We start from the raw sequence: 12,785 nt of genomic DNA, 5'->3' as shown, positions 1-12,785 counted from the left end.
GATCATATCGCTAGACGATGTGCGGGCGTCTTTATTTCTTGATCGCAGTGATCGTCAGCAACTTATCCCTCAGCTCAAAGCGAAGCGACGTTTTTGCGAACGCCGCTTGCAGAAGCTCCACCAAGCTGGCGTTTTCGACGGAAAAAGAGACGCGGTCATGCAACGCCTCTTGAGCGTCATCGGCGGTTTCGATTTTCAGCCCCAGCGATTTCTCTAAGCTGCTAAGCACGGCGCCCAACGGTTGTTGCTCGACGTTTAGCGAGTAGACCTTCTTGCCAGGCGTAACATTCATGCGCCGGACGGTTTCGCCACGCAGCATCCGACCGGCCAGCGACACATCTTCAAACCGTCCGGTGACCTCCAATGCACCGGTTTGCGTTTTAATCGCGAGTTCCGGAAACTCGGCTTTGACTTTTTTCACCGCGTCATTGAGATCTCCCCGGAAGGGAAAGCGACGCGTTAGCTGCGGATTTTCGGGCAGCGGCGTCAATAGAAGTTGCGGCTTGCCGTCAGCATCTTTCCCAAATCGATACGTCGCGCCGAATCCTGCCAACAGCAACGTCAGCGACTCGGCCGTCGACTGTTTAGGAAACTCGCCAGCTCTCCACAGATCGTGCGGAACAGCGGCTTCTAAATTGGTGAAAGTCAGCCGATGCTGTTTCGCTAAATCAGTCAACAACAGCCGCGGCTCGGTCAACTCGGGCCAGTGAAGCGCGTCGGTTTCCGACAACTCACGGACGGCCGCTTCGCGTCCTTGGCGAGCAAAATCAGCCTGGACCGCCGCGATGGTCGCTAAATCCTTGGCGGTATCGACAGGACCGATATAAACGACCGATCCCACATGGCAACTCCCTGCGCCCGCCCTTTGGGCCAGCATTTGCACCAGCACGTCCAGCGGGGTCGCATCGGCGCTGATCGAGATTGTTTGGTCCGGATCAATGCGGCGATCGAGAAAAAAGGCAATTTCCTGCGAATTCGATAACCGGTCGAGTGCGTCGCGCAGCGGAACATCCTCCCAATGCAGATCGACTTCCGCTTCCAGTTGTTTTTCAAACGCAACGCCGGTCTTCCACTCGGCGGCGCCGAGACTGGTCGAGAGCAACCCCGTCACGAGAAGTGCAAAGAAAAACTGCCGCAAGTCCATCATTTTGTGCTCCATTCGTCAGGCGGCGATCTGGGAGAACAATTTGCCGTTTCCCCTGCGCCCAATTACACTCGAATCTTGTTCGACGAGCGCGTCAAGTCTCCCGTCGCCGCTATCCTGCTGATGGTATCCCCCGTGACTGACCAATCGGAACGTGCACCTGTCCTGCTGCAGACCTACCGCCAATATTTGCAGCGGGAGAATACTGCTGCGTTTATCCGCGATGTCGCACGTCAGTACCAGATCGGTACGCTAGAGCGGCTTGCCGAAAGTAGCACGCCCGATATCCGTCGCGCTGCGATGTTATCTCTCTGTTTTTTGGCCGATTTCGGCTCCAATGCGACCGTCGGTCGCGCGTTGTGCGACATAGATCGCGGAGTTCGTCTGATCGCCGAAAACGGCATTCGCAACCTTTGGGTGCGAGCCGGATCGACCCTCCAACGTCGCCAATTGGAACGAGTCGCGGGTCATTTGCGCGCCACATCCTGGCATGACGCCGTGATTGACGCGACCACGTTGATTCACCATGCTCCCTGGTATGCCGAAGCGCATTACTTTCGCGGAGAGGCCTATTTTCGCCGTCAGGTTTGGGAATTGGCGGCCCGAGACAACCATCAGGCGCTGGAGATTAACCCGTATCATTTTCCGGCGGCGATCTGCCTGGCCCAGTGCAATCTTCACCAGGGCGAGACGATTTTGGCCCTGGAGAACTTCCGTCGAGCGCTTCGCTTGAACCCCAATCTCGACGCCGTCCGTAGTCAGGTCGGCTACCTGGAACGTCAGCTCGAACAAAATTAACCCGCTGTAAAGCGTGGAGTTACTATGGCGATGGATCGCTTCCATGTCGGACCAATCGTGGTGCTCGGCGCCGGTATCAACGGCGCCGCGATCGCCCGAGAGTTGGCGCTGCAAGGCGCCGACGTCCTGCTCGTCGACGCCGAGGATCTCGCCGGCGGCACGACCAGCTATTCTTCTCGGCTGATCCACGGCGGTTTGCGCTACTTGGAATATGCCGAAATCTCTCTGGTTCGCGAATCGCTGGCCGAACGAGATCGCCTGCTTCGTCTGGCGGCAGAGATGGTTCATCCGCTTGAGCTGGTCATTCCGGTCGGCAATCGGCTCTCCGGCTTGATCAGCGGCGCCCAGCGTTTTTTCTTGAAGTCAGGCGCCGCACCCAAAAATGGACGCGGCTCACTGGTCGTGCGACTTGGCCTGACGCTCTACGATCGGTTCGCCAGCGGAGCGGTTCCTTCCCACCGCCGCATAACCTCCGCTCAATTTGCCGAATCTGGACTGAACGCGAAGAAATTTTTCACGGCGTTCAGCTACTTTGACGGACAACTCACCTTTCCTGAGCAGTTTGTGCTGGCGCTGGTGCAAGACGCGCAAGCCGCCGCAAAAGAGCAGGGGGGTGCATTCTCGTTGCGGACCTACCAGCATGTCCGTCGTGAGGGCGAGACCCTCTTCTTTTCTTCGATTCATCCCAATCAAGAGAGCGCCGGCAATGAAGTCGCCGTGACGCCTGCGGCGGTGATCAATGCCGCAGGTCCTTGGGTCGACGCCGCGCTGGCCGGCCTAAACGTCTCTTCCGCCAAGTTGATCGGCGGGACCAAGGGAAGCCATCTCATTTCGCGTTGCCCTGACTTACGGAAGGCGCTGGGCCCACGCGGCGTGTATGCCGAAGCTGCCGATGGCCGCCCTATTTTTATTCTCCCTTGGAATGACGCCTGTTTGATCGGCACCACCGACATTCGTTATGACGGCGATCCGGCGGAAGCGGTCGCCGATGATGAAGAGATTGAATATTTGATCGACGCGACCAACGCCATTTTTCCGGACGTTGGATTTACTCGCGACGACGTGCAGCAGCACTACTGCGGCGTTCGACCATTGCCGGCCGTCGGTCAGGGGACAACTTCCTCCATCACGCGCAGCCATGTCGTGCACCGACACGAAGGCACGCCGTTTCCACTTTACTCGATCATCGGTGGAAAGTTGACGACTTGTCGATCACTGGCCGAAGATACGGTGCAGGTCGTGCTGCCTGACTTGCATCAAACCGTCGAGCACAATTCGCGCGAGCGTCCCTTGCCGGCTCCCTATTTTGGCGACACGCCGGCGGACGCCGAGTTGCTGCCGGACGTGAACATCCCGGTCGCGCACGCCGCCTATGGGATCGAACATCTCGCGGCCAAGACGCTCGCCGATTTGGTCGAGCGAAGACTCATGCTAGTCTTTGATCCTCACTTGTCGCGGCAATGCTTGCATACGCTCGGCGAACAATTGGCGACGGCCGGGTGGCTCGATCGATCGCAGATCGACGACGAGGTGGACAACTACGTCGCTCGCTTGCAGAAACGTTACGGCAAACGAGTCTCCTAACGCCCCCAGCGAGAAACGCTCGTGCAAAAATATATCCTCGCCTTCGATCAAGGAACGACATCGAGCCGCTCGATCGTCTTCGATCATCACGGCAAAATCATCGGCCAGAACCAACAAGAGTTTCCCCAGATATTGCCCACGCCGGGGCATGTCGAGCATGATCCGGAAGAGATTTGGCGCACCCAGATCGAAACCGCCAAAGGCGCCATCGCCGCTGCGAAGATCAACATCGAGCAGGTCGCCGCGATCGGCGTCACCAACCAGCGAGAGACGACGCTGCTATGGGAGCGGGCCACCGGCAAACCGGTCGCCAACGCGATCGTCTGGCAAAGTCGCATCACGACCCCGATTTGCCATCAACTGTCTCATGACGGGCACGGCGCGACGATCCGCGACAAGTCAGGGTTAATCATCGACCCTTACTTTTCCGGCACCAAACTGCAGTATCTGCTCGACTCGGATCCGTCGCTCCGTCGTCGCGCAGAAGATGGCGAGCTATGCTTCGGCACCGTCGACTCCTTTCTGCTTTGGCGTATGAGCGGCGGCAAATTGCACATGACGGATGTGACCAACGCTAGTCGCACGATGCTGATGAACCTGCATTCTCTCGAGTGGGATCCAGAACTGCTGGAGATATTGAACATTCCCGCGGCGGTCTTACCTGAAATTCGCAGTTCGAGCGAAGTGTACGGCATGACCGATGCTTCGCTATTGGGACGCGAGATTCCGATCGCCGGCATCGCAGGCGATCAGCAAGCGGCGACATTTGGCCAGACCTGCTTTGACGTCGGCAGCGCGAAAAACACTTACGGCACCGGCGCGTTTTTGCTGATGAACGTCGGCCATCAGCCGGTTGCTTCCGATAACAACTTGCTTTCGACCGTCGGTTGGAAAATCGGCGATCAAACCACCTATTGCCTGGAAGGTTCGGTCTTTATCGCCGGCGCCGTCGTGCAATGGTTGCGGGATGGCCTCGGAATCATCGACACCTCCGAAGCCGTCGAACCGTTGGCTCTATCGGTTCCCGACAACGGAGGCGTTTACTTTGTGCCGGCGTTTGTCGGACTGGGCGCTCCCTATTGGGATCCCCGGGCCCGCGGCGTGATCCTTGGTTTAACCCGCGGCACAACCGCAGGGCATATCGCCAGAGCGGCAATCGAGTCGATGGCCTACCAAACCCGCGATCTGGTCGAAGCGATGCAGCGCGACGCCGGCGTGCCGCTTGCGCAATTGCAGGTCGATGGAGGCGCAGCGATCAACGATGATCTGATGCAATTTCAATCCGATCTATTGGGGACGAAAGTCCGCCGGCCTGAAGTGTTTGAAACAACCGCATTGGGCGCCGCTTATCTGGCCGGACTCGCGGTCGGCTACTGGGAAGACCTCGACGCGTTAAAGCGAAACTGGCAACTCGATCGTGAGTTTTCTCCCGCCGCCGAGGAAGCGCAGATCGAGCATTTGTATGGACAGTGGCGCCGCGCCGTTGGACGAAGCCGCGACTGGGCGCAAGAAGAATAGCGAGAGAAGGAGAGTTTTATGCAGCTTCCGCATAATCCTTTTATGTTCGCCATTGCGGCGACGATCGGCCTGAGCGCCATTTGGGCGGCCTGGGCGAATCATGACGATGCGTTCGCACTGCGTAAGGTCGCCTGGATCGAGCGTCGCTGGGGACGGAATTCGTCGCGCACTTTGCTGGCGGTGATCGGCGTTTTAATGCTGATCTTGGCGATCAGTTTTTTAACCTTTCCATAAATGTGAGTCGTCGCCGGCTTGTAATTGATTGATTCGCGTCGCAATCGCTTTTATGCTGCGAGATACGCAGTTTCCTTTCGATAGAGCGATTTCCGCGCATGATCATCCCTTATTCGACCGATGCACCTCTTTATCATGCGCCGATCGCAACGACTTCGTTAATCGTCGTCAATGTCCTGCTTCTTTTCCTCTGGCCGGTTCACGTTCCCGACCATACCTATTTACCTCCCGCTATCTGGGAAGGACTGCAGGAAGCCCACGACGCAGGCGAGATCGGCGACGACGAATGGGAAGAAATTGTCAATCTGGCCGGCGGCGAGCCCGCAGCTCCAACAGAGACGGCGGCGTCCCCCGACTTCGACTGGCGTACGCTGCACTACGGCGACGGCATCAAACCCTGGCAATGGCTAACCGGCAACTTTATGCATGCCGATTTCTGGCACTTGTTTGGCAACATGCTGATCCTGTGGCCGTTCGGCGCATTGATCGAAGGGAAGATCGGCTGGAAAAAATTCTTGCTCCTCTATGCGGGAATTGGCGTTTTTCAATCCGGGATCGAGCAATTCCTCTTCTTGTTCAATGACGTACCGAGTTACTCCTTGGGAGCGTCGGCGATTATTTTCGGCCTGATCGCGATGGCGCTGGTCTGGGCGCCGATGAACGAAGTGAACTGTTTTTTGCTGCTCGGCTTTCGACCGCTGTCGTTTGCGCTGCCGATTTCGGTCTACTGCGCCTTCAGCATCGTGATCGAACTATTGATCATGTACTTCACGTACTCCCCCGACGAAGGAGGCCTGATCACGAGCAGCTTCTTTCATGTCTTTGGCGCGGGCATCGGTCTGGCGGTCGGCACGGTGATGGTTCGCCAGAAATGGGTCGATTGCGAGAACTACGACTTCTTCACCGTCTACTTTGGCAACCCTGACGCGCCGCGTGAAGAAGTGGTCGACGCGGTCGGCCTGCAAGCGGCGCAGCAGCGCTCGACGCTCCTTGGTCTGCAGCAGATTCGCCAGATTTTGAAAGAGGGGGGAGATCCCGCGATGGCCTACCGCGCACATCTCAAACTGGGACATTCCAACTCAAGCTGGCATCTCCCGGAAGAAGACCTGTTGGAGATCATCCAAGGCTATTTGAAACAAAAACGCAGCAGTGACGCATTGCCGGCGATGATTGAATATGTTCGCCGCGGAGGCGCTCGGCAATTTCCGGTTCGATTGCGGATCGCCCATGTGCTGATTGACGCCGATTCTCGTCCTGGCCAGGCGCTGCAGGTTCTCTCGAAGATCGAACCGAACAAACTGAATGCGCAAGATCGTCAGCGTTACGAAACGCTGCGCAAGAAGGCCCAAGAAATGAGAGCCGCCGGCGTGATTGAGCCGGCGGCGGAAGATATCTAGTTTTGCAAGCAGTCGCGTTCTAACGCAATTGCTGCGAGTTTCGCAGCATCGCTTGCTGCACTTGAGCGGCGTAACGCTGCGGCGATCCCCAGAACGTCTTCAAACTCTCTTCGCTGGAGAAGAGATAGAGCACGCCGTTGTAGGTCAAACCGTGAGCACGATCCCCTTCGACCAAGCGACCTTGCTCTAGGTAAGCGACCGGATCATTCCCCGATAGCACCGGGCTAAAGCGATCCGGCGACGCGAGAAACTTCCGCTGCTCCGCATCCGAAGCGAACAGATAAACGCGACCTTGGTGGACAGCGCCCCAACGAGCGTCTCCCTTTTGCCATTTCATCCCTTCCGCCAGCGTGACCGGGCAGTAACCGTCGAGGGCGAACTGCGGCTGTTGCGGCTGCTGGGGAGCCGGCTGTGCCTGCGGAGCAATCGAGTGATTCGGCTGCGGCATTGCGGTCGCCGGCGGAGCAGATTGCGAAGCGTATTGATTTTGGGCCGCAGGCGGCGCTTGCTGCGAGACAAAACGATCTTGCGTTTGCAGAGCCGGTTGAGCCGGCGGCTGATTGCTTTGCGGCGCGGCGCCTCCATACGAAGCTCCGCTCGGCTGAGCAGCGAAACGCGACTGAGCAGGAGTCGAGTTGGTCGCGTATTCGCTCTGACCAGGTCCAGCGGCGTAACCGCTGGGTTGCTGCGGAGCGGCGGCGGCCGTGTCGTTCGGATTACTGGAACTGCTTGCAAATCGAGACTGCGTCGGAGCAACCGGCTGAACCGGAGTGCTGTCTTGGCCGTAAGAAGAGGCAGGCGGCTGGGCGGCAAACCGGGATTGAGCGGCAGGCGCCGCAGCGGTTTCGGCTTGCGGTGCGCCGCCAAAGCGAGAGTAGCTGGCCGCAGGAGCGACCGCTTCTCCGGGGTACGAAACGGGCTGCGAATCAGGACCGCCGCTAGAAGCGAGTTGTCCCATGCCGGCCGTCTTCACGGCGACGCCGTGCAAGACCGCCAGGTATTGGTCTTTCTCTTTTTCCTGCTTGCTGACCATGCGATAGACCATCTGTCCACTGGGCAAAATGATCACGTCTTGAGGCCAACGATCGACGCCGTATTGATTGGCGACCAGCGTTTCTTCGGCCGCATTCACTTTGACCGGCACAAAGTCTTTCGAAACCTGCGCAGCAAAGTCCGGATCGCGAAACAAAGTCGCGTCGAGCATGCGGCAGGGAGGACAATTAGGCGCCCAGAAGTGAATCATCACCAATTGATTCCTCTGCGCAGCAAGCTGCTTGGCGGCATCCAGGCTAGCGGCCCAGGGCATCGCCTCCTGAGCGCTCGCAACCGAGCCCATCGACAGCAGAAGAATAACGGTCCAAATAGAGCGATTCGCTCCCATTGCGGCGCCTTTCGCTAGCAAGCGTAGTCCAGCCAAAATCAACAGTCCTTTGTGGTATCGGACGTTGACTTTAACGACCGTAGCAAAAAGTACGATTTTTCCATCAATTCCCAATTCGCACGTTACGGGATTTGTCACAACTGCTTGCGGCTACAAGAAATCGAACAAATTTTCCCTTTTCACCCAGATGGAACGGCGATGATAGCTTGACATGCCCGATAGAATGTGGATAAGATGCCGAAGGTTTAAGAATGCCAACTCGGCATAAACCCTCACGCCCAATCGTCTAAGATGTCTGCGGGCGAAGTTTGGCGACGCGGTCGCGAGTCTTCAAGTTTTATAGTTGATTTCTCATTCGCGTATGCGTTCGGCAAACCATAGACGCTCTTGAGATTTGGTTTTGTAACGATCGTCTTGGCTGTTACAGCGTTTGCTGTCACTACGGCGACCTTGCTAGACCAGTTTCAAGAAACCTTCCCCGCGGCGATTTCGCCAAATGCGACGGAAGTTTTGATTGGGCGGGAAGGACCTCAGTCCCTGGCTCTTAGAACGAGCCGATAGGACCGTGTGAGTTATCCATCACCGGTGGCGGTATCGATCCTTCGGTACAGTTAATTCAACTGTCTGAAGCGACTTTGCCGTAAGCCATGTGCATCACAAGCGACGACGGCGGACAAGATATCCGCAGCGACGCTTGAAGTCCGGTGCAATTCGATTCTCCCTGAGAGCGGCGCCGGGTTCATTTATGAGCCTCGCAACCTCTCAACCCTCGTTTCAGACGCGCCGCAGAGTCGGCTAACTCTGATACTTTCGGTTTCATACGATCTTCGTTGATTCAAACCAAACGGAAGCTGCGCAAGCGACAATGGAATGACCATCGTTTGCAACGCATAACACAGGCGGCGCTATGCAGCGCTCCATTCTCTACTATCTCGATTTGCTTCGCGCAACTTAGGTGATTTCGATGGCGAAAAAGAGGCAGGCCCGCTCTCGCTCAGGCGGCGGGCGGCGTCGAGGAGGCCAGAACGACGGACAGCAACAAGGCGGCGGACGCTCACGCGGTCGCAACCAAGGCGGAGGCGCCAACCACCGTCGTGCTACAGCCCCCAGCTCCAATGTTCCACGCAACAATTTGGAGCAGGAAGAATTCGAACCAGGCGAACCGATTCCGTTGGAACCCGGCTTTGGCTTGCTCGAAATGCATCCCAACGGCTATGGTTTTCTCCGCAGCCCAGAAAACAATTACGCTCGCGAGCGTACCGATCCCTTCGTGCCGGGCACGATGATCGAAAAATATCAACTTCGCGAAGGTCTGATGCTTCGCGGCATGGTGCAACGTTTTCGCCGTGGCCAAGGCCCGCGTCTACGTGAGCTATCGGACGTCGACGGCATGCTGCCCGAAAAGTATGCGGTAACCGCGCCGTTCGATAAGCTGACGCCGATCAATCCCCGCGAGCATTTAAAGCTCGAGACTGACGGGGGTCCGCTCACCAATCGCATCGTCGACTTGCTGACTCCGCTCGGCAAGGGTCAACGCGCCCTGGTCGTCGCTCCGCCGCGAACCGGCAAGACGATGCTGATCCAAAACCTCAGCAAGGGAATTGCGGCGAACTATCCCGGCGTCAAGTTGATCGTGCTTCTGATCGACGAACGTCCGGAAGAAGTCACCGACATGCAGCGCAACATCAACGGCGAAGTGATCGCCAGCAGCTTGGATCGTGACGTCGAAAGTCACGTTCGGCTGTCGCAGTTGGTGATCGAACGCTGCAAGCGTCTCTCCGAAATGGGACACGACGTCTTCTTGCTGCTCGACTCGATCACGCGTCTGGCGCGTGCGTTCAACAAATGGGTCGGCGATAGCGGCGGCACGATGTCTGGCGGCGTAAATATCAAGGCGCTCGACATCCCCAAAAAGCTGTTCGCCACCGCTCGCGCCTTCGAAGAAGGGGGCTCGCTGACGATCGTCGGCACCGCGCTGATCGACACCGGCAGCCGCATGGATGAGCTCATCTTCCAAGAGTTTAAAGGAACCGGCAACATGGAGCTGGTGCTCGATCGCAAGCTGGCCGACCGTCGCGTCTGGCCCGCGATCGATATCTCGCAGTCCGGTACGCGTCGCGAAGAACTGCTGCTCGACGAAGGGACCCTGGGGGCCGTCATCGCGCTGCGTCGCACGTTAACTTCGATGCATCATATCGAAGCGATGGAACAACTGACGCGTCAGTTGGGCAAGTACAAGAGCAACTTGGAATTTGTCAGCCTGATTGCCGGAACGCAGAGTCGCCACTAACGGCCGCTCTCCTAGCACGTTCAATCTGCAGCCGCGTCCGCTGGACGCGGCTCTTTTTGTGCGCTCTCCGCATTCAAGACCGCCTGATCGCGGCGCCAGAGCCAGACAAAGACGATCGCCAGACCGATCGCGCCCCACTGGTAGGCGGTCAATCCGACAAACAGTCGCGGTTCGGGCCGAATCATCTCGGTCAAAAAACGATAGCCGAGATAGGTCAATAGATAAAGCTTCATCAACTGGCCGCGAAACCAACCTTTTCGCCCCAGCCACAGCAGCACGCAGCCCATCGTCAAGTGAAACAGACTCTCATAGATCTGCGTAGGATGACGCAGCGCCAACGGATCCTCAAGCGCCGTGGGAAACGCGACGCCCCACGGCAAGTTAGTCGGCGTCCCAAAACAACACCCGCCAAAGAAGCATCCCCAGCGTCCGATCGCGATCGAGAACGCAACCGGCGCCGCGAAGGAGTCGCCGGTCTTGATCCGGACCTGCATGATCCACTTGGCGATTTCGACCCCCAGATAACCGCCGGCCAGCCCGCAGACGATCGTCTTGCCATGTGCAAACCAGGCGCCGCCGCTCCAGAGCCCTTCTAAGTCGTACAGGACAAAAGGCAACTTGGCGCCGATCATCGCACCGCAAAAGCCTCCCAGTCCGAGGCCGAACTTTTCTTCGGTCGTCAGCGGCAACTTTTTTTGCGACCGCCGCACCAGCAAACTGCACAGCACGATCGCGGTCGCCATGATCACGATATACGTCGGGTTGATCATCATCCGCCGAGTTCCGTTGTGAGCGTGTCTTGAAGTTGCGTTTTGCCAAACCGATTGGACACTAGCCCGCCAGCGCCAGCGAGCGAGGGAACACTTCAAACCGTCCGAGTAGCGCCAACGGCATTCCCTCGCTGGCGCTGGCGAGGCAGTGCTCTGTCAAACAACACGATCGAGCGGCGGCAGCGGCACGTGTCCATCGCGGTACAGCACGTTGTAAGCGCAAAACGGAATCAAGTGCCCGCTGGGCAGCACATGATGGATGCAGCACTTCATCACACGACGAACGTCAAAGTTGTAGGCGTCCAGAAACGAAGTAACCATCACGCGAAAGACGTCGCCGGCGCCTAGCTCTTGTCGCATCGCCTTCGTAAAAAAGTCGACAGCGGCGGCGCCGATTTCTGGATCCGAGAACATCTCTGGCGAAAGCGCCAGTTCCGCCGGCTCGCACGCCGCTGGCTCAATGATGGCAAACGGATCATCACTGGCCGCCGGAGTCGCTGGTCCGCAGCTTCCGCTGCTGCAACAACCTTGCCGCGCCAGATACCTCTCCAGCAGATCACGCACCGCGGGCCGCGTGAACGATATGCCGCTCGCCAGCAGATCGATATGCTGCGTCGCGTCGATGAATCGCATCAACGGGATCAGCTTGCCCTGATAGCGATAGGCGTAGCTCATCTGATGACAATTTGGATGCGCACACGGCAGCGGCATGAAGTCGCTTTGGCGGAAGCGGCCTGCCGTTTGTTCATCGATCTCGCGAATCACGTCCGGGTAGGTGATGCGGCGTTCTAAAACTTCCGGCAGCACATGCCGACCGCTGTAGGTCGCCGGTTGCAGGCTGAGCCCAGTAATCCACGGCTTGTCGACGCAGAAATCGACCAGTGCGCCCAGCTGATCTTGATTGACGTCGGTCTGCAGCGTGGCGACCAAATTGACGTGCAGGCCGGCTTCACCGCAGCGCTCGACCGCTTGCCGTTTGGTTTCGACCAGCGATTCTCCGCGCAGCAGCAGCGACGCCTCGTCGCTGAACCCGTCGAACTGCAGATAGATTTCGATTCGATCCTTGTGCTGAGCCAATCGCTCTACGAACTGCGGATCGCGGGCCAAACGGATTCCGTTGGTGTTGATCATCACGTAGTCGATCGGTTGCGATAAGGCGTAGGCCAAGATCGTTTCAAAATCGGGATGAATCGTCGGCTCGCCGCCAGAAAGTTGCAGCACCTCTGGCCGACCTTCGACTTCGACCAACCGATCAATCGCGGCCTGACACTGCGCCACGCTCAAGTGTTTGCCGCCGGGTCCGCTGCCGGCATAGCACATCGGGCACTCGAGATTGCAGCTCGACGTGATCTCCAGCAATCCGATACAGCTATGCTGCTCATGCTCGGTGCAGAGTCCGCAGTCGAGCGGGCACCCTTTCTCGGGCGTCACGCCAAACGCATGCGGCACTTTGCCTGGCACGCTGTACTGCAGCTGATCGTACTGCGAGACGTCGGAACAGACAAAGTCGTCCCGTTCGCCATGCTGTGGGCAACGTTTGCGAAAATAGACGCGGTTTCCCTTGGTGATGATCTTGGCCGGCACGACCGCCAGACATTCGGGGCAGAGACTTTGCGTCACGCCCAGCACGATGTAGTCGCGTCGCGAAAGCTCGTGTGGTTTTAGCACG

Annotated in this window: 10 protein-coding genes; 6 read left to right on the top strand and 4 right to left on the bottom strand. The window is 57.9% G+C overall.

All coding sequences use genetic code 11. The annotated features are described in order from the left end of the window. Positions 1-31: 31 nt before the first annotated feature. Positions 32-1,147, bottom strand: coding sequence for a hypothetical protein (locus DSM3645_RS12900; RefSeq protein WP_131282526.1), 1,116 nt, complete (start codon positions 1,145-1,147; stop codon positions 32-34). Between the two features lie 3 nt (positions 1,148-1,150). On the opposite strand from DSM3645_RS12900, the gene DSM3645_RS28245 reads away from it, so the two are divergent. The 5 genes from DSM3645_RS28245 to DSM3645_RS28240 all read left to right on the top strand — a co-directional run bounded on the left by DSM3645_RS28245 (position 1,151) and on the right by DSM3645_RS28240 (position 6,675). Further along, positions 1,151-1,942, top strand: coding sequence for a tetratricopeptide repeat protein (locus DSM3645_RS28245; protein WP_050769373.1), 792 nt, complete (start codon positions 1,151-1,153; stop codon positions 1,940-1,942). A 24-nt stretch (positions 1,943-1,966) separates the two neighbouring features. Beyond that, the gene (locus tag DSM3645_RS12890; protein ID WP_002652628.1) at positions 1,967-3,526 is read left to right on the top strand and encodes a glycerol-3-phosphate dehydrogenase/oxidase; all 1,560 of its coding nucleotides are present in this window, start codon (positions 1,967-1,969) and stop codon (positions 3,524-3,526) included. 21 nt (positions 3,527-3,547) lie between these two features. After that, the gene (glpK, locus tag DSM3645_RS12885) at positions 3,548-5,044 is read left to right on the top strand and encodes a glycerol kinase GlpK (RefSeq protein ID WP_002652627.1); all 1,497 of its coding nucleotides are present in this window, start codon (positions 3,548-3,550) and stop codon (positions 5,042-5,044) included. Between the two features lie 18 nt (positions 5,045-5,062). Beyond that, positions 5,063-5,278, top strand: a complete 216-nt coding sequence (locus DSM3645_RS12880) for a hypothetical protein (RefSeq protein WP_040351816.1) — start codon at positions 5,063-5,065, stop codon at positions 5,276-5,278. A gap of 98 nt (positions 5,279-5,376) precedes the next feature. Continuing rightward, a complete protein-coding gene (locus DSM3645_RS28240; RefSeq protein WP_002652625.1) occupies positions 5,377-6,675 on the top strand; it encodes a rhomboid family intramembrane serine protease in 1,299 nt (432 codons plus the stop codon). Positions 6,676-6,694: 19 nt separating this feature from the next. On the opposite strand, the gene DSM3645_RS12870 is transcribed toward DSM3645_RS28240, so the two are convergent. Further along, on the bottom strand, positions 6,695-7,981 hold the full coding sequence (locus DSM3645_RS12870) for a thioredoxin family protein (protein ID WP_161603336.1): 1,287 nt from the start codon (positions 7,979-7,981) through the stop codon (positions 6,695-6,697). A 1,039-nt stretch (positions 7,982-9,020) separates the two neighbouring features. On the opposite strand from DSM3645_RS12870, the gene rho reads away from it, so the two are divergent. Next, on the top strand, positions 9,021-10,346 hold the full coding sequence (gene rho / locus DSM3645_RS12865) for a transcription termination factor Rho (protein ID WP_040352514.1): 1,326 nt from the start codon (positions 9,021-9,023) through the stop codon (positions 10,344-10,346). A 20-nt stretch (positions 10,347-10,366) separates the two neighbouring features. On the opposite strand, the gene DSM3645_RS28235 is transcribed toward rho, so the two are convergent. Together DSM3645_RS28235 and DSM3645_RS12855 are read right to left on the bottom strand one after the other, a co-directional pair. After that, positions 10,367-11,119 (bottom strand): prolipoprotein diacylglyceryl transferase, encoded by a 753-nt coding sequence (locus DSM3645_RS28235; RefSeq protein ID WP_002652622.1) that lies wholly within the window; start codon positions 11,117-11,119, stop codon positions 10,367-10,369. A 153-nt stretch (positions 11,120-11,272) separates the two neighbouring features. Then, complete coding sequence (locus DSM3645_RS12855; protein WP_116344399.1) at positions 11,273-12,784, bottom strand: radical SAM protein; 1,512 nt, start codon at positions 12,782-12,784, stop codon at positions 11,273-11,275. Between the last annotated feature and the right edge of the window lies 1 nt (position 12,785).

This window comes from Blastopirellula marina DSM 3645 (assembly GCF_000153105.1).
In the GTDB taxonomy this organism is placed as follows: Bacteria; Planctomycetota; Planctomycetia; order Pirellulales; family Pirellulaceae; genus Blastopirellula; species Blastopirellula marina.
Note: the sequence above shows the minus strand (reverse complement) of the source record. Positions and strands in the feature narration are given on the sequence as shown.